The sequence below is a fragment of the Thalassospira sp. B30-1 genome, assembly GCF_015767575.1.
GTDB lineage: Bacteria > Pseudomonadota > Alphaproteobacteria > Rhodospirillales > Thalassospiraceae > Thalassospira > Thalassospira xiamenensis.
On record NZ_CP065232.1, the window covers coordinates 1,243,922 to 1,258,637 of the forward strand.

At 55.9% G+C, this 14,716-nt stretch carries 26 protein-coding genes; all 26 read left to right on the forward strand.

Annotated features, from left to right (window positions below; all coding sequences use genetic code 11):
• Nucleotide 1: 1 nt before the first annotated feature.
• The 26 genes from rplD to IT971_RS05905 all read left to right on the forward strand — a co-directional run bounded on the left by rplD (nt 2) and on the right by IT971_RS05905 (nt 14,679).
• Nucleotides 2–622 carry a 50S ribosomal protein L4 gene (rplD, locus tag IT971_RS05780; protein WP_007091506.1) on the forward strand — a complete coding sequence of 207 codons (621 nt, stop codon included), beginning with the start codon at nt 2–4 and terminating at the stop codon, nt 620–622.
• Nucleotides 619–921, forward strand: coding sequence for a 50S ribosomal protein L23 (locus IT971_RS05785; protein ID WP_007091505.1), 303 nt, complete (start codon nt 619–621; stop codon nt 919–921). The genes rplD and IT971_RS05785 overlap by 4 nt, the downstream gene beginning before the upstream one ends.
• A 3-nt stretch (nt 922–924) precedes the next feature.
• Entirely contained in the window at nt 925–1,752 is an 828-nt protein-coding gene (gene rplB / locus IT971_RS05790) for a 50S ribosomal protein L2 (protein WP_007091504.1), read from the forward strand.
• Nucleotides 1,753–1,768: 16 nt separating this feature from the next.
• Nucleotides 1,769–2,047: a 30S ribosomal protein S19 gene (gene rpsS / locus IT971_RS05795; protein ID WP_007091503.1), complete on the forward strand. Its 279-nt coding sequence runs from the start codon at nt 1,769–1,771 to the stop codon at nt 2,045–2,047.
• 2 nt (nt 2,048–2,049) lie between these two features.
• Nucleotides 2,050–2,430, forward strand: a complete 381-nt coding sequence (rplV, locus tag IT971_RS05800; RefSeq protein WP_007091502.1) for a 50S ribosomal protein L22 — start codon at nt 2,050–2,052, stop codon at nt 2,428–2,430.
• Nucleotides 2,430–3,116 carry a 30S ribosomal protein S3 gene (gene rpsC / locus IT971_RS05805; protein WP_007091501.1) on the forward strand — a complete coding sequence of 229 codons (687 nt, stop codon included), beginning with the start codon at nt 2,430–2,432 and terminating at the stop codon, nt 3,114–3,116. Before rplV ends, rpsC begins: the two co-directional genes overlap by 1 nt.
• A 12-nt stretch (nt 3,117–3,128) precedes the next feature.
• Entirely contained in the window at nt 3,129–3,548 is a 420-nt protein-coding gene (gene rplP, locus IT971_RS05810) for a 50S ribosomal protein L16 (protein WP_007091500.1), read from the forward strand.
• Nucleotides 3,549–3,554: 6 nt separating this feature from the next.
• Nucleotides 3,555–3,755: a 50S ribosomal protein L29 gene (gene rpmC / locus IT971_RS05815; protein WP_007091499.1), complete on the forward strand. Its 201-nt coding sequence runs from the start codon at nt 3,555–3,557 to the stop codon at nt 3,753–3,755.
• Between the two features lie 26 nt (nt 3,756–3,781).
• On the forward strand, nt 3,782–4,015 hold the full coding sequence (rpsQ, locus tag IT971_RS05820; RefSeq protein WP_007091498.1) for a 30S ribosomal protein S17: 234 nt from the start codon (nt 3,782–3,784) through the stop codon (nt 4,013–4,015).
• 34 nt (nt 4,016–4,049) lie between these two features.
• Nucleotides 4,050–4,418, forward strand: a complete 369-nt coding sequence (gene rplN / locus IT971_RS05825; protein WP_007091497.1) for a 50S ribosomal protein L14 — start codon at nt 4,050–4,052, stop codon at nt 4,416–4,418.
• Nucleotides 4,418–4,735 (forward strand): 50S ribosomal protein L24, encoded by a 318-nt coding sequence (rplX, locus tag IT971_RS05830; RefSeq protein ID WP_007091496.1) that lies wholly within the window; start codon nt 4,418–4,420, stop codon nt 4,733–4,735. Before rplN ends, rplX begins: the two co-directional genes overlap by 1 nt.
• 11 nt (nt 4,736–4,746) lie before the next feature.
• Nucleotides 4,747–5,286, forward strand: coding sequence for a 50S ribosomal protein L5 (rplE, locus tag IT971_RS05835; protein ID WP_007091495.1), 540 nt, complete (start codon nt 4,747–4,749; stop codon nt 5,284–5,286).
• 14 nt (nt 5,287–5,300) lie between these two features.
• Entirely contained in the window at nt 5,301–5,606 is a 306-nt protein-coding gene (gene rpsN / locus IT971_RS05840; protein WP_007091494.1) for a 30S ribosomal protein S14, read from the forward strand.
• A 12-nt stretch (nt 5,607–5,618) separates the two neighbouring features.
• Complete coding sequence (gene rpsH, locus IT971_RS05845; protein ID WP_007091493.1) at nt 5,619–6,017, forward strand: 30S ribosomal protein S8; 399 nt, start codon at nt 5,619–5,621, stop codon at nt 6,015–6,017.
• A 12-nt stretch (nt 6,018–6,029) separates the two neighbouring features.
• Complete coding sequence (gene rplF, locus IT971_RS05850; RefSeq protein WP_007091492.1) at nt 6,030–6,563, forward strand: 50S ribosomal protein L6; 534 nt, start codon at nt 6,030–6,032, stop codon at nt 6,561–6,563.
• A gap of 11 nt (nt 6,564–6,574) precedes the next feature.
• A complete protein-coding gene (gene rplR, locus IT971_RS05855; RefSeq protein ID WP_007091491.1) occupies nt 6,575–6,928 on the forward strand; it encodes a 50S ribosomal protein L18 in 354 nt (117 codons plus the stop codon).
• Between the two features lie 11 nt (nt 6,929–6,939).
• Nucleotides 6,940–7,521, forward strand: a complete 582-nt coding sequence (rpsE, locus tag IT971_RS05860; protein WP_007091490.1) for a 30S ribosomal protein S5 — start codon at nt 6,940–6,942, stop codon at nt 7,519–7,521.
• Between the two features lie 6 nt (nt 7,522–7,527).
• Nucleotides 7,528–7,722: a 50S ribosomal protein L30 gene (gene rpmD / locus IT971_RS05865; RefSeq protein ID WP_007091489.1), complete on the forward strand. Its 195-nt coding sequence runs from the start codon at nt 7,528–7,530 to the stop codon at nt 7,720–7,722.
• Nucleotides 7,723–7,752: 30 nt separating this feature from the next.
• On the forward strand, nt 7,753–8,238 hold the full coding sequence (rplO, locus tag IT971_RS05870) for a 50S ribosomal protein L15 (RefSeq protein ID WP_037990970.1): 486 nt from the start codon (nt 7,753–7,755) through the stop codon (nt 8,236–8,238).
• An 81-nt stretch (nt 8,239–8,319) separates the two neighbouring features.
• The gene (gene secY / locus IT971_RS05875) at nt 8,320–9,666 is read left to right on the forward strand and encodes a preprotein translocase subunit SecY (protein WP_007091487.1); all 1,347 of its coding nucleotides are present in this window, start codon (nt 8,320–8,322) and stop codon (nt 9,664–9,666) included.
• Nucleotides 9,667–9,703: 37 nt separating this feature from the next.
• Nucleotides 9,704–10,348, forward strand: coding sequence for an adenylate kinase (locus IT971_RS05880; RefSeq protein WP_007091486.1), 645 nt, complete (start codon nt 9,704–9,706; stop codon nt 10,346–10,348).
• A 120-nt stretch (nt 10,349–10,468) separates the two neighbouring features.
• Nucleotides 10,469–10,837: a 30S ribosomal protein S13 gene (gene rpsM, locus IT971_RS05885; RefSeq protein WP_007091485.1), complete on the forward strand. Its 369-nt coding sequence runs from the start codon at nt 10,469–10,471 to the stop codon at nt 10,835–10,837.
• Between the two features lie 15 nt (nt 10,838–10,852).
• The gene (rpsK, locus tag IT971_RS05890) at nt 10,853–11,245 is read left to right on the forward strand and encodes a 30S ribosomal protein S11 (protein WP_007091484.1); all 393 of its coding nucleotides are present in this window, start codon (nt 10,853–10,855) and stop codon (nt 11,243–11,245) included.
• A gap of 120 nt (nt 11,246–11,365) precedes the next feature.
• The gene (locus IT971_RS05895) at nt 11,366–12,382 is read left to right on the forward strand and encodes a DNA-directed RNA polymerase subunit alpha (protein ID WP_007091483.1); all 1,017 of its coding nucleotides are present in this window, start codon (nt 11,366–11,368) and stop codon (nt 12,380–12,382) included.
• A gap of 196 nt (nt 12,383–12,578) precedes the next feature.
• A complete protein-coding gene (gene rplQ, locus IT971_RS05900) occupies nt 12,579–13,010 on the forward strand; it encodes a 50S ribosomal protein L17 (protein WP_007091482.1) in 432 nt (143 codons plus the stop codon).
• Nucleotides 13,011–13,239: 229 nt separating this feature from the next.
• Nucleotides 13,240–14,679 (forward strand): DegQ family serine endoprotease, encoded by a 1,440-nt coding sequence (locus tag IT971_RS05905; RefSeq protein ID WP_007091481.1) that lies wholly within the window; start codon nt 13,240–13,242, stop codon nt 14,677–14,679.
• Nucleotides 14,680–14,716: the final 37 nt, after the last annotated feature.

Here is a 14,716-nt window from a genome sequence, read left to right on the forward strand (position 1 = left end):
CATGAAGCTCGACATTCTTAAACTTGACGCGTCCAAGGCCGGTAACATCGATCTCGCAGAAGAGATCTTTGGTCTGGACGTTCGTCGTGACATCCTGCACCGCATGGTGAACTGGCAGTTGGCAAAACGCCGCGCCGGTACCCACAAGGTAAAGGAAAAAAGCGAGATCTCTGCGACCACGAAAAAGTTCGTACGTCAGAAGGGCAGTGGCGGTGCACGTCACGGTTCCCGTAAAGCCGTACAGTTCCGTGGTGGTGGTGTAGCGCATGGTCCGCGTGTTCGCGATCATTCGCACGATCTGACCAAGAAATTCCGTAAGCTCGCGCTGAAAACCGCTCTGTCGGCCAAAGCAAAGGACGGTAAGCTTATCGTTCTGGACTCCGCGGAATTCTCGGACGCCAAAACCAAGAATCTGGTCGCTGCTTTCGCTAAGCTCGGCTGGAAATCTGCACTGATCATTGACGGTGCGCAGATCAATGAGGGCTTTGCACGCGCTGCGCGCAACATCCCGCAGGTTGATGTGCTGCCAGAGATTGGTGCTAACGTCTATGACATCCTGCGCCGTGACACCCTGGTGCTGACCAAGGGTGCGGTCGAAGCGTTGGAGGCACGTCTCAAATGACGATCATCAGCAAAGAGCGGATGTACGAAGTCATCCGCGCCCCGCATATCACTGAAAAGTCGACGCTGATTTCTGAACACAACGCCGTTGCGTTCAAAGTTGCGATCGACGCCACCAAGCCGGAGATCAAGGCTGCTGTGGAAGGTCTGTTCGGGGTGAAGGTCAAGGCGGTCAATACCTCTGTGGTAAAAGGCAAGACCAAGCGTTTTCGCGGTACTGTCGGTCGCCGGAGCGATTTCAAGAAAGCGATGGTTACCCTCGAAGAGGGTCAGTCCATCGACGTGACGACGGGAATCTAAGACATGGCTTTGAAGAAGTTTAAACCAACCTCTCCTGGTCGCCGTCAGCTGGTTCTTGTCGATCGTTCCGATCTCCACAAGGGCAAGCCGATCAAAGCGTTGACCGAAGGTCTTCGCAAGAAAGGTGGCCGTAACAACTCTGGTCGTATCACCGCCCGCCGTATTGGTGGTGGTCACAAGCGTCGTTACCGCATTATCGACTTCAAACGTACCAAGTTTGATGTCGTTGGTACGGTCGAACGTCTGGAATATGATCCGAACCGCACGGCGTTTATCGCCCTGGTTCGTTATTCCGATGACGAGTTGGCCTACATCCTCGCACCGCAGCGTCTTGCTGTCGGCGACAACATTGTTGCAGCCGAACGCGTAGACATTAAGCCGGGTAATGCCGCACCGCTGAAGAATATTCCGGTCGGTACCATCGTCCATAACGTCGAACTGAAAGCCGGTAAAGGTGGTCAGATCGCACGTTCGGCAGGCACCTATGTGCAGCTTGTCGGCAAGGACCAGGGTTACGCCCAGCTTAAGCTGTCCTCCGGTGAGGTACGTTTGGTTCGTGGTGAATGCATGGCTACCATCGGTGCCGTGTCCAACCAGGACCAGCAGAACACAAACCTTGGTAAAGCAGGCCGCAATCGCTGGCTTGGCAAGCGTCCTTCGGTTCGTGGTGTTGCCATGAACCCGATCGATCACCCGCATGGTGGTGGTGAAGGTCGCACTTCGGGTGGTCGTCACCCGGTTACGCCGTGGGGCAAGCCTACCAAGGGCAAACGTACCCGCTCGAACAAAAAGACTGACGCGCTCATCATGCGCCGTCGTCATAAGAGCTAACGGAGGAGGCTAGACTATGGCGCGTTCCGTTTGGAAGGGTCCGTTTGTAGACGGATACCTTCTTAAGAAAGCCGAAACAGTCCGTGCTTCAGGCCGGAATGAGGTAATTAAGACCTGGTCGCGGCGCTCGACGATTTTGCCGCAATTCGTAGGCCTCACCTTTGGGGTTTACAATGGCCAGAAGTTTCTGCCGGTACTTGTGAACGAAGATATGATCGGTCATAAGTTCGGTGAGTTTTCGCCGACCCGTACCTACTATGGTCACGCGGCCGACAAGAAGGCGAAGAGGAAGTAACGATGGGTAAAAAAGCTGACATCCGTCGGCTGGCGGACAACGAGGCTGCGGCTTCGCTCCGGGCAGTACGCATTTCCCCGCGTAAGCTCAACCTCGTCGCCGAGTCGATCCGTGGTATGAAGGCAGAGGCTGCTTTGGCAGAGCTCACCTTCTCCAACAAACGCATTTCGCAGGACGTCAAAAAGCTGCTGGAATCGGCAATCGCTAATGCCGAGAACAACCACCAGCTCGATGTTGACCGTCTCTTTATCAAAGAGGCGACTGTTGGTAAGGCATTCGTGATGAAACGTTGGCGGGCCCGCGCACGCGGTCGCGTCGGCAAGATCATCAAGCCGTTCTCCAACATGCGCATCGTCGTCTGCGAACGTGAGGAGGCCGAGTAATGGGTCAGAAAGTAAATCCGATCGGTTTACGCGTTGGCATCAACCGCACGTGGGATTCCCGCTGGTACGCCAACAAGGCCGATTTCGCTGGCCTTCTTCATGAAGACCTGGCGATCCGTAAATACATCTTCGACCGTCTGAAACAGGCGGGTGTTTCGAAGGTGATTATCGAACGTCCGGCGAAAAAAGCCCGCATCTCGATCCACTCTGCCCGTCCGGGTGTTGTGATCGGGAAAAAAGGCCAGGACATCGAGAAGCTCAAGAACGATCTGCAGAAACTGACCAAGTCGGAAGTGCAGGTTAACATCATCGAAATCCGTAAACCGGAAATCGATGCCAAGCTGGTCGCTGACAACATCGCCCAGCAGCTTGAGCGCCGTGTTTCGTTCCGTCGCGCCATGAAGCGCTCGGTTCAGAACGCAATCCGTCTCGGTGCTGGTGGCATTCGTATTAATGCCGCTGGTCGTCTTGGTGGTGCTGAAATCGCTCGTACCGAATGGTACCGTGAAGGTCGCGTTCCGCTGCATACCCTGCGTGCGGACGTTGATTATGGCACTTCGGAAGCTCACACCACCTATGGTGTCTGCGGTCTGAAGGTCTGGATCTTCAAGGGCGAAATCATGGCTCACGATCCGTTGGCTTCCGAGCGTAAAGCGCTCGAGTCGGCTGGTTCAGGTCGTAAGTAAGGAGATAGAGAGATGCTTTCTCCAAAACGTACAAAGTTCCGTAAAGCACACAAGGGTCGCCTTAAAGGTGAGGCCAAAGGTGGTACGGAACTTAATTTCGGCGCTTATGGCTTGAAAGCCTTGGAGCCGGAGCGTATAACGGCGCGTCAGATCGAAGCGGCCCGCCGCGCGATCACCCGCCACATGCGCCGTCAAGGCCGTGTGTGGATCCGCGTTTTCCCGGATCTCCCGGTATCGCAAAAGCCTGCTGAAGTCCGTCAGGGTAAAGGCAAAGGCTCGGTCGAATATTGGGCGGCACGTGTAAAACCGGGTCGGATTATGTTTGAACTTGACGGTGTTCCGCTGGATCTTGCACGTCGGGCTTTCGAGCTCGCAGCGGCAAAATTGCCGATCAAGACCAAGTTTGTCACGCGTCTTGGTGAAGGGGAGTAATTAGTGATGAAAATTGCTGATCTCCGCGCGAAAAGCGCTGATGAACTAAAACAGATGCTGCTCGACCTGCGTAAGGAATCGTTCAATATGCGTTTCCAGCAGGCTTCCGGTCAGTTCGAGAACACTGCGCAGGTCCGTAAGGTCCGCCGTGATATCGCCCGCATCAAAACCCTTCTCGGAAACGAGAAGGGTGCTACTGCGGCCTAACTGGACACGCATAGGAGTTAAGACACATGCCGAGGCGTGTATTGCAGGGGACAGTCGTTTCGACAAAAAACGACAAGACTGTGGTGGTCCGTGTGGAACGCCAGGTCATGCACCCGCTGTATAAAAAGTATGTGCGCAAGTCGAAGAAATTCCACGCGCATGATGAAGAGAACCGCTTCAAGACGGGTGACGTCGTTCGTATTCGCGAATGCCGGCCGATCTCGAAATTGAAGTCTTGGGAAGTAGTGGTCGAGGAGTGAGTCCTCAGCCCAACCATAGTCAAGGGGTAAACCCATGATCCAGATGCAGTCCAATCTGGACGTTGCCGATAATAGCGGCGCTCGCCGTGTTCAGTGCATCAAGGTGCTGGGCGGCTCGAAGCGCAAAACCGCTAATGTCGGTGATGTTATCGTGGTTTCCGTCAAGGAAGCCATTCCGCGCGGTCGTGTTAAGAAGGGTGCAGTACACAAAGCTGTCATCGTTCGGACCGCAAAGGAAATTCGTCGTTCCGATGGTTCGGCGATCCGCTTTGACCGTAATGCTGCCGTTCTTATTAATGCGAACGGTGAGCCTATCGGTACGCGTATTTTCGGCCCGGTGACCCGTGAACTCCGTTCGCGTGGTTACATGAAGATCATTTCGCTTGCCCCGGAGGTGCTGTAATGGCTGCCAAGATTAAAAAGGGTGATCGCGTCATTGTTCTTACGGGTAAAGACAAAGGGAAAACCGGCGAAGTTATCGCCGCTTTCCCGACCGAGAACAAAGTTCTGGTTTCGGGCATCAACCTGGTGAAACGTCACCAGCGTCCGACCGGTGCTGATGCTGGCGGCATCGTCGAGAAGGAAGCGAAAATCAACGTTTCCAACGTGGCGATTGTCGACCCGAAAGAAAACAAGCCGACCCGCGTCGGTTTCAAGACCCTCGATGATGGTCGCAAGGTTCGCGTAGCGAAGCTCAGCGGCGAAGTCATCGACAACTGAGGGACGGAAAAATGACGCGCCTGCGCGAACATTACAAAGAAGTGGTGCGTGACGCACTCCAGAAGGAGTTCTCCTACGAGAACTCCATGGAGGTTCCGCGCCTCGAGAAGATCGTGATCAATATGGGTGTCGGCGACGCCACCCAGGATCGCAAAAAGCTGGAAGGTGCGGCTGCGGATCTCGCTGCCATCACCGGTCAGAAGCCTATCTTCACCAAGGCGAAAAAGTCGGTAGCGGCTTTCAAGCTTCGTGAAGGCATGAACATCGGTTGTAAAGTGACCCTGCGTCGCGACCGTATGTACGAGTTCCTGGACCGTCTGGTTTCGGTCGCGCTTCCGCGCGTTCGTGACTTCCGCGGCCTGAACAAAAAATCCTTCGATGGTCGTGGCAACTTTGCCATGGGCCTCAAGGAACAGTTCGTCTTTCCTGAAGTCGAGTACGACAAAGTCGACTCGGTCCGCGGGATGGACATCATCATTTGCACCACGGCAAAGTCCGACGCCGAAGCTCTCGCCCTTCTCAAGGGCTTTGATCTTCCGTTCGGAAACTAACTGGAGGTTGGCCCATGGCCAAGAAAAGCGCCGTTCAGCGCGAACTTAAACGTGAGCGCCTGGCTAAGCAGCATGCTGCCAAGCGTGCTGCCCTTAAAGCGGTCATTAACAATCGCGAGACCTCTCCTGAAGAGCGTATCGCGTGCGTGATCAAACTCGCCCAGCTGCCGCGTAACTCGGCCCGTATCCGTCAGCGTATCCGCTGCCAGGTTTCCGGTCGTCCGCGCGGTGTCTATCGCAAATTCCGCCTGTCCCGTATCGCGCTTCGTGAACTTGCTTCGCGTGGTCAGATCCCGGGCATGGTGAAGTCGAGCTGGTAAGGAGGACATCACATGTCGATGACTGATCCCGTAGGCGATATGCTCACGCGTATCCGCAACGGTCAGCGCGTTGGTAAATCCAACGTTGCTTCGCCGGCTTCAAAACTGCGTACCGGTGTGCTGGATGTTCTCCAGCGCGAAGGTTATATCCGCGGTTACAGCATTAATGAAATTCGCAAGGGCGTCAGCGAAATCAACATCGAACTCAAATATTTTGAGGGCGAAGGCGTGATTAAGCAGATCGACCGCGTCTCGACCCCGGGTCGTCGTGTGTATTCGAAGATCAAAGATCTTCCGAAAGTATACAACGGCTTGGGCATCGCAGTCCTATCCACTCCGAAAGGGGTTCTGTCGGATCAGGAGGCTCGCGAGCAGAATGTCGGCGGCGAAATCCTCTGCAAGGTATTCTAAGGAGGGCCAACGATGTCGCGAGTAGGAAAAAACCCGGTGGTCGTGCCTAGCGGCGTTACCATCACCCTGACCGAAGAACAGATCAGTGCAAAAGGCAAGCTCGGTGAGCTTCGTCTGCCGCTGACCTCGGACGTAACTGTTTCACAGGATGACAACCAGATCACCGTGAAACCGGCCAACGATACCAAGCGCGCCCGTGCCCTTTGGGGTACCACACGCGCCAATATCGCAAACCTCGTAACCGGGGTTTCGGACGGCTTCACCAAGAAACTGGAAATCACCGGTGTTGGTTACCGTGCGCAGGTCCAGGGCAATAAACTGGTTCTGCAGCTTGGCTTCTCTCATGACGTGGAAATGGAGATCCCCGCGGGTCTTAACGTCGTCGCAGAAAAGCCGACCCTTATCGCCATCTCTGGCGCAGATAAACAGCTCGTTGGTCAGTTCGCTGCAAATGCACGCGGCTGGCGCGGTCCGGAGCCTTACAAAGGCAAAGGTGTCCGTTACGAAGGCGAGTATATCTTGCGCAAAGAAGGCAAGAAGAAGTAAGGACTGGCACGATGAAAAACGCGAGAAACCTCTTCGAGCGCCGCAAACGCCGCGTTCGTTTTGCGATCCGCCAGAAAGCGGCCGGTCGCCCGCGCCTCAGCGTGCACCGTTCCAACGCGCATATCTATGCACAGATTATCGACGATCTGGCAGGCAAGACTCTTGTCTGCGCTTCGTCGGCCGAGAAAGATCTCGGTGGCAAAGGCAGCAATGCCGAAGCAGCTGTGCTGGTCGGTAAAGCTATTGCCGAACGTGCCGTTGCCGCTGGTGTGAAAACGGTCGTATTTGATCGTGGCGGGTATTTGTTCCATGGCCGGGTGAAAGCTCTGGCCGATGCCGCCCGTGAGGGCGGTCTGGACTTCTAAGGAGCACGACCATGGCACGTAATCAGAATACACAACAGCAGCAGCAGGCGCCGAAAGCCCGTGAAGAAAACGAACTCGTCGACAAGCTGGTTGGTATCAACCGCGTCGCGAAAGTCGTTAAGGGCGGCCGTCGCTTTGCTTTCTCCGCAATGGTTGTCGTCGGTGACCAGCGCGGTCGCGTCGGATACGGCACGGGCAAAGCCCGTGAAGTTCCGGAAGCGATCCGCAAGGCTACCGAAGCAGCCAAGCGCAACATGATCCGCGTTCCGTTGCGTGAAGGCCGTACCCTTCACCACGATGTGCAGGGCCACTTTGGTGCAGGTCGGGTTATTCTCCGTTCTGCTCCGGCTGGTACCGGTATCATTGCTGGCGGTGCGATGCGCGCAGTTTTCGAAACCATGGGTGTTCAGGACGTCGTGTCCAAATGCACCGGTTCGAACAACCCGCACAACGTTATCCGTGCAACTCTTGACGCTCTGGTCAACGGCGCTTCACCGCGTCAGGTCGCTGCAAAACGCGGCCTGAAGGTTGGCGAGATCGTTGCCCGTCGCGATAGCGGTTCGGCTGCGGCCGCCGTTCTCGAAAAGGAGTAATTCGATATGGCTGCTAAGAAAAAAGCGACCGTTCGCGTTACCCAGACGGGTTCGCCGATCGGACGTCCGGCTGATCAGCGCCAGACCCTTGTGGGTCTTGGCCTGAACAAACTGCACCGGACTCGTGAGCTGGAAGATACTCCGGCTGTTCGCGGTATGATCGCCAAGGTCAAGCACCTCGTCCGCGTGGACGAGGCCTGATTGGCCCCCAGATCGAAAAGGTGTTGATTAATGAAACTCAACGAACTTGCCGATAACCCGGGTGCCCGCAAGGCGCGCACCCGCGTCGGTCGCGGTATCGGTTCGGGCAAAGGCAAAACTTCTGGCGCAGGTCAGAAGGGTCAGACGTCCCGTTCCGGTGTAGCGATCAATGGCTTCGAAGGCGGGCAGATGCCAATCTACCGTCGTCTTCCGAAGCGCGGCTTTAAAAATCCGTTCCGGAAACTGTTCGGTGTCGTGAACCTTGGTACCCTTCAGACCGCCGTTGATAACGGTGTTCTTGAAGAAGGTGCGAATGTCACCATCGACGTTCTGGTCGAAAAAGGCCTGGCCCGTCCGCAGAAAGACGGTCTGCGTCTGCTCGCTAAAGGCGAACTGAAAGCGAAACTGAACATCGAAATCACCGGTGCTTCCAAGTCGGCTATCGAAGCCGTCGAGAAAGCGGGTGGCTCGGTCAAGGTTCTTGCTCCGGTTGCCGCAGCAGAAACCGCAGAATAAGCCTCTATGACTACGTGAGGGTCCGGTTCCCAAGATTACGGGACCGGACCCTCCAGTTTTAGCCTATTGGGAGATAAGTGCATGGCATCGGCCGCCGAGCAGCTTGCCGCGAACCTGAACTGGTCGTCTTTTTCTAAGGCAACCGAGCTTAAAAAGCGCATCTGGTTCACGTTGGGCGCGCTTATAGTTTACCGTCTGGGAACATATATCCCGATTCCCGGCGTTGACCCGTCCATTCTTGCTGATATTTTCCAGCAGAATGCTGGTGGCGTCCTGGGCATGTTCGACATGTTTGCTGGTGGTGCGCTAGGGCGTATGACCATCTTCGCGCTGAACATCATGCCTTACATCTCCGCCTCGATCATCATTCAGCTGATGACCACTGTTTCGCCAAGCCTTGAGGCTATGAAAAAAGAGGGCGAACAGGGGCGTAAAAAGATTAATCAATATACCCGTTATCTGACCGTTGTGATCGCCACGATCCAGGCTTGGGGCATTGCCGTTGGTCTTGAAAGCATGAGCGGTTCATCCGGCTCTGCAGTTCATGATCCGGGCATGTTCTTCCGCTTTACTGCGGTTGTGACCCTGGTTGGCGGCACCATGTTCCTGATGTGGCTGGGCGAACAGATCACCCAGCGCGGTATCGGTAACGGCATTTCGCTTATCATTTTCGCCGGTATTGTTGCGGGCCTTCCGGCCGCGATTGCGGGCACGCTTGAGCTTGGCCGTACCGGCGCGATTTCGGCACTGGTGATCGTTGCGATCATCGTGCTGGCGATTGCCGTCATTGCCTTCATCGTGTTCATGGAACGCGCCCAGCGCCGTGTTCTGATCCAGTACCCGAAACGCCAGGTCGGCATGAAGGTCATGGAAGGTCAGAGCTCGCATCTGCCGCTCAAGATCAACACGGCTGGCGTTATTCCGCCGATCTTTGCAAGCTCGCTTCTGCTGATGCCGCTGTCGGTTGCACAGTTCACTGCCGGTGCGGATGCGCCTGCGTGGCTTAGCACGGTGACAGCACTGCTTGGCCGTGGCCAGCCGCTTTATATCGGTCTGTATATCGCGCTGATCGTCTTCTTTGCCTTCTTCTATACGGCGGTTGTTTTCAACCCGGAAGATACGGCAGACAACCTGAAAAAGCATGGCGGCTTCATTCCGGGCATCCGCCCGGGCAAGAATACCGCCAACTATCTGGATTTCATCCTGACCCGCCTGACGGTCATCGGTGCAGCGTATCTGGCATTTGTCTGTATCCTGCCAGAGCTTCTGATCGCCGAATGGTCGGTGCCGTTCTACTTTGGTGGGACTAGCTTGCTGATCGTTGTCACGGTAACCATGGATACCGTAGCACAGATCCAGTCGCATATGCTGGCACACCAGTATGAAGGCCTGATCAAGAAATCCAAATTGCGTGGACGCCGCCGCTAAGGCGGCGCCACCAAGACCATCAGGGGGACGGACAACAATGAACATTATCCTTCTTGGCCCTCCGGGTGCTGGCAAAGGGACCCAGGCAAAGCGTCTTGAAACGGGACGCGGCATGATTCAGCTTTCGACCGGTGACATGCTGCGTGCAGCGGTCGCAGCCGGTACCGAGCTGGGGCAGAAGGCAAAGGAAGTCATGGATGCGGGCAAGCTCGTCTCCGACGATCTGATGATCGGTCTGATTTCCGAACGACTTGATCAGGATGATACCAAGAACGGTTTCATCCTGGACGGTTTTCCGCGCACCACAGCCCAGGCACATGCCCTGGATGTGATGCTGGAAACCAAGGGACTGGCACTTGATTATGTGATCGAGTTGCGGGTTGATGATGCCGCCCTTGTGGCACGTATCGTTGGTCGCTACACCTGCGCGAAATGCGGGCAGGGATACCATGACACGTTCCAGAAACCCAAGCAGGACGGTGTTTGCGACGTATGTGGCAGCACCGAATTCAAACGCCGTGCGGATGACAATGCCGAGACGGTCACCTCGCGACTGGAAGCTTATCACAAGCAGACAGCACCGATCATTCCCTACTATGAGAATGCCGGTAAGCTGAAAACAGTTGACGGGATGGCCGAAATCGACGAAGTTACGCGCGAGATAGAAGCCATCCTGGGGTAATTTCCCGGGCAGGGCATTTTTTTGCTGGCGGGTTGGCAGTATTGCTGGCCCGCTTTTGCAGCGCCCCGTCCTACCGGATCTGCCGCAGGGTTTGTTAACAGGAAACAGGAGTCTCACACAGTGGCTCGTATTGCTGGCGTAAACATCCCGACCGCTAAGCGCGTCGTGATTGCGCTTACCTACATCACCGGCATTGGCCCGGCGAAAGCTAAAGAAATTTGCGCAAAGGTTGGCATCGAAGCAGCAACCCGCGTTCATCAGCTCTCTGATGACCAGGTTCTCAAGGTGCGTGAAGTCATCGACGCTGATTACACCGTCGAAGGCGACCTTCGTCGTGAAACCGCAATGAACATTAAACGTCTGATGGATCTGGGTTGCTATCGCGGCCTGCGTCATCGTCGCGGTCTCCCGGTACGCGGTCAGCGTACCCACACCAACGCCCGCACCCGCAAGGGCCCGGCTAAGCCGATCGCTGGCAAGAAGAAGTAAGGTAGGGGACAGACAATGGCAAAAGCTCCTCAGACTCGCGTGCGTCGCCGCGAGCGGAAGAACATTACGAACGGTATCGCGCACGTAAACGCGACCTTCAACAACACCATGATCACCATCACCGACGTTCAGGGTAATACCATTTCCTGGTCGACCGCTGGTGGTATGGGTTTCCGCGGTTCGCGTAAATCGACCCCGTATGCTGCACAGGTTGCTGCCGAAGACGCAGGTAAAAAAGCTGCTGAACACGGCATGAAAACCCTTGAAGTTCAGGTTAAAGGCCCGGGTTCGGGACGTGAATCTGCTCTTCGTGCGCTTCAGGCGGTTGGTTTCACCATTACGTCGATCAAAGACGTAACGCCGATCCCGCATAACGGTTGCCGTCCGCGTAAACGTCGTCGCGTCTAATCGCGCCGATCTGCGGACGACCCCGCGTTTGGGCCCGGGCGACCGGGCCTCTTCGCGTTTCTCGCGGGGGCCAATTTTGTGCCCCCCTTACCATAGGCTCCAGTTGCGAAGGTGGGTCTCGTGATTCAAAAGAACTGGCAGGAACTGATTAAGCCGACCAAGCTTGATGTTACTCCGGGTACGGATGCCAGCCGCATCGGTACGATCGTGGCGGAACCGCTGGAGCGCGGTTTTGGTCAGACTCTGGGTAACGCGCTGCGTCGCATTCTGCTGTCGTCGCTCCAGGGTTCGGCGGTTACTGCGATCCAGATTGACGGTGTATTGCACGAATTTTCGTCGATCCCGGGTGTGCGTGAAGATGTCACCGACATCATCCTGAATATCAAGACCATGGGTGTGCGCATGCATGCCGAAGGTCCGAAGAAAATGGCGCTTAAAGCGACTGGTCCGGGTGCTGTCACCGCGGGTCAGATCGAAACCGGTGCCGACATCGAAATCCTTAACCCGGATCTCGAGCTGTGCCATCTTGATGATGGTGCGACGCTGAACATCGAATTTACCGTTGATAACGGTAAAGGCTATGTTGCGGCGACCTCGCATCGTTCGTCGGATGCGCCGATCGGTCTTATTCCGATCGATGCAATCTTCAGCCCGATCCGTAAAGTGGCCTACAAGGTGGAAAACACCCGTGTTGGTCAGGATACCGATTATGACAAGCTGTCGCTGACCGTTGAAACCAACGGCTCGGTCACCCCGGAAGATGCAATGGCACTTGCTGCCCGTATCCTTCAGGACCAGCTGTCGCTGTTCGTCAACTTCGACGAGCCGGAAGCGGTTGTCGAAGAGAAGAAAGAAGACGAACTGCCGTTCAACCGCAATCTGCTGCGCAAGGTCGACGAGCTCGAGCTCTCGGTCCGTTCGGCAAACTGCCTCAAGAACGACAACATCATCTATATCGGTGATCTGGTTCAGAAAACCGAAGCAGAAATGCTTCGTACGCCGAACTTCGGTCGTAAATCGCTGAACGAAATCAAGGATGTTCTGGCGCAGATGGGCCTGCATCTTGGTATGGAAGTCGGCGGTTGGCCGCCGGAAAACATCGAAGAACTGGCGCGTAAGTTCGAAGACCCGTTCTAAGACGGGGCTTCGGCCTTCGGGTCGGTGCTTTTTGACTGACGGGGCAGGCGTTCTGCCCCAACCAGAAACCCGGTTTTCGGAATTTCTGGCGGGCTGGTGCCCAAAACCGCACGTGCATGACCTGATTTAGTCAGGGTGGCGGCGCGGTATCACAATCGGTTTCGTGCGCGAAGCCAAGGCAATAAGGAGAGTTCCTATGCGTCACGGTATGCAAGGCCGTAAGCTTAATCGTACTTCGTCCCATCGTAAGGCGATGTTCTCTAACATGGCGGTTTCGCTGCTCACCCACGAGCAGATCAAAACCACTCTTCCGAAGGCCAAGGATCTTCGCCCGTATGTCGAAAAACTGATTACGCTGGGCAAGCGGGGCGACCTGCATGCACGCCGTCAGGCCATTTCGATCCTGCGTGACGAGAAAGTCGTTGCCAAGCTGTTCGGCGAAATTGCTGATCGCTACAAAGAGCGTTCGGGTGGTTACACCCGCGTTCTGAAGGCTGGCTTCCGTTATGGCGATGCTGCTCCGGTTGCTGTGATCGAACTCGTTGATCGCAACCCGGAAGCCAAAGGCGCGGAAGACCGTGCTCGCCTTGAAGCAGAGGGCGAAGGCGAAGAAGCGTCTGCTGAATAAGCAACGTTTCGGCCTTTAAGATAGAAACGGGCGGTGCCAATGGTGCCGCCCGTTTTCTTTTGGTTTTATCGCGGCAGCGAAATATTTCAAAATTCATCATATTTCCGCCAAGGTTGCGCGTAAATCCTGATCACCCTACTTTCTGTCGGGTATCCAGGGTTCTGACCCTGACCCTAACCAGACTGTTTTCCGCGCTGACCCGCTTTACGAAGAAAAGAGAGAGTTCGACGTGCAGGCACGATTGATTGCGACCGTCATGACCGGGATCATGATTGTATCAGGGGCCATGTTTGGCCAGATTGGCGTAGCATCCGCACAGGATCGGCGCCTGCCCGAAAGCCAGACCGAAATAAAGATGTCGCTGTCGCCGCTGGTGAAGCAAACCGCGCCGGCCGTTGTGAACATCTATACCAAAAAGGTCGTCACCACCCAGCAACGCAGCCCGTTTTTCAACGATCCATTCTTTCGGCAGTTCTTTGGCGAACGGTTCGGCGGGGCGTTTGGCGCCCCGCGCCAGCGGGTTGAACGGTCGCTTGGTTCCGGGGTGATTGTATCGTCGGACGGCACAATCGTGACCAACCATCACGTGATTGATGGTGCCAGCGAGATCCGCGTTGTTTTACATGACAATCGCGAATTCGATGCCGATCTGGTCGGTTCGGACGAACGCACCGACCTGGCTGTTCTGCGTCTGCGTGATGTGAAGGATGAATTGCCGGCCATCACGCTTGGCGATTCTGACGCGGTCGAGGTCGGCGACCTTGTCCTTGCCATCGGCAACCCGTTCGGGGTGGGACAGACCGTGACCAGCGGCATCGTTTCCGCACTGGCGCGTGCCGGTGTGACCGGGCAGGATTATCAATCCTTTATCCAGACCGATGCCGCGATCAATCCGGGGAACTCCGGCGGGGCGCTTGTTGATATTGATGGCAATCTGATCGGGGTGAATTCGGCAATCTTTACCAAATCGGGCGGGTCAAACGGCATCGGTTTTGCCGTGCCGGTCAATATGGTCAAGGTGGTGATGCGTGGCCTGATCAGTGGTGATCTGCGTCGTCCGTGGCTGGGGGCGGCAGGGCAGTCGGTAACCGCCGATCTGGCGGCGTCGCTTGATCTGGATCGCCCGCATGGTGTTCTGATCAACGAAGTCCGCGATGGTAGCCCGGCGGATCGTGGCGGCCTTAAACCCGGTGATGTGGTGGTTGCGGTGAATGGTCTTCCTGTCGATAACCCCAACGAGCTTAAATTCCGCATCGCAACACTGGAACTTGATCACAATGCCGAGCTTTCCGTGCTGCGCAAGGGGCAGGAAGTGATGCTCCGGATGCCGCTTGAAGTCGCACCCGAACTGCCTGCGCGTGATGAAACCGAGGTCGAAGGCCGCAATCCGTTCAGCGGATCAAAAATCGCCAATGTGAACCCCGCACTTGCCGATGAAATTGGCATTGATACGCTGAGCAACGGTGTCATCGTCCTTGCCGTACAGCGCGACAGCCTTGCGCGCCGTGCCCGCATTCAACCCGGTGATTATATCGTCGAGGTCAATGGTGTGCCGATTGACACGGTGGCCCGCCTGAAGGACGTTATCAAAGCCGGTGAACGCGGGCGTGACTGGTCGATTGCGGTCAAACGCGATGGCAAGGTTCTGACCGCTGAATTCCAGCTTTGATTCTTGTCAGCCAATAGATAGACAGAACCGGGGATCA

Bases quoted from the DNA above. Each gene is read 5' to 3' on its own strand.
- rplV (WP_007091502.1), top strand. From the start codon at position 2,050: ATGGGTAAAAAAGCTGACATCCGTCGGCTGGCGGACAACGAGGCTGCG.
- rplX (WP_007091496.1), top strand. From the start codon at position 4,418: ATGGCTGCCAAGATTAAAAAGGGTGATCGCGTCATTGTTCTTACGGGT.
- rpsE (WP_007091490.1), top strand. From the start codon at position 6,940: ATGGCACGTAATCAGAATACACAACAGCAGCAGCAGGCGCCGAAAGCC.
- rplF (WP_007091492.1), top strand. From the start codon at position 6,030: ATGTCGCGAGTAGGAAAAAACCCGGTGGTCGTGCCTAGCGGCGTTACC.
- rplR (WP_007091491.1), top strand. From the start codon at position 6,575: ATGAAAAACGCGAGAAACCTCTTCGAGCGCCGCAAACGCCGCGTTCGT.
- rplE (WP_007091495.1), top strand. From the start codon at position 4,747: ATGACGCGCCTGCGCGAACATTACAAAGAAGTGGTGCGTGACGCACTC.
- IT971_RS05880 (WP_007091486.1), top strand. From the start codon at position 9,704: ATGAACATTATCCTTCTTGGCCCTCCGGGTGCTGGCAAAGGGACCCAG.
- rpsS (WP_007091503.1), top strand. From the start codon at position 1,769: ATGGCGCGTTCCGTTTGGAAGGGTCCGTTTGTAGACGGATACCTTCTT.
- rpsN (WP_007091494.1), top strand. From the start codon at position 5,301: ATGGCCAAGAAAAGCGCCGTTCAGCGCGAACTTAAACGTGAGCGCCTG.
- rpsK (WP_007091484.1), top strand. From the start codon at position 10,853: ATGGCAAAAGCTCCTCAGACTCGCGTGCGTCGCCGCGAGCGGAAGAAC.
- rplN (WP_007091497.1), top strand. From the start codon at position 4,050: ATGATCCAGATGCAGTCCAATCTGGACGTTGCCGATAATAGCGGCGCT.
- rplB (WP_007091504.1), top strand. From the start codon at position 925: ATGGCTTTGAAGAAGTTTAAACCAACCTCTCCTGGTCGCCGTCAGCTG.
- rplP (WP_007091500.1), top strand. From the start codon at position 3,129: ATGCTTTCTCCAAAACGTACAAAGTTCCGTAAAGCACACAAGGGTCGC.
- rplO (WP_037990970.1), top strand. From the start codon at position 7,753: ATGAAACTCAACGAACTTGCCGATAACCCGGGTGCCCGCAAGGCGCGC.
- rpsH (WP_007091493.1), top strand. From the start codon at position 5,619: ATGTCGATGACTGATCCCGTAGGCGATATGCTCACGCGTATCCGCAAC.
- rpmD (WP_007091489.1), top strand. From the start codon at position 7,528: ATGGCTGCTAAGAAAAAAGCGACCGTTCGCGTTACCCAGACGGGTTCG.
- rpsQ (WP_007091498.1), top strand. From the start codon at position 3,782: ATGCCGAGGCGTGTATTGCAGGGGACAGTCGTTTCGACAAAAAACGAC.
- rpmC (WP_007091499.1), top strand. From the start codon at position 3,555: ATGAAAATTGCTGATCTCCGCGCGAAAAGCGCTGATGAACTAAAACAG.
- rplD (WP_007091506.1), top strand. From the start codon at position 2: ATGAAGCTCGACATTCTTAAACTTGACGCGTCCAAGGCCGGTAACATC.
- secY (WP_007091487.1), top strand. From the start codon at position 8,320: ATGGCATCGGCCGCCGAGCAGCTTGCCGCGAACCTGAACTGGTCGTCT.
- rpsC (WP_007091501.1), top strand. From the start codon at position 2,430: ATGGGTCAGAAAGTAAATCCGATCGGTTTACGCGTTGGCATCAACCGC.
- rplQ (WP_007091482.1), top strand. From the start codon at position 12,579: ATGCGTCACGGTATGCAAGGCCGTAAGCTTAATCGTACTTCGTCCCAT.
- IT971_RS05785 (WP_007091505.1), top strand. From the start codon at position 619: ATGACGATCATCAGCAAAGAGCGGATGTACGAAGTCATCCGCGCCCCG.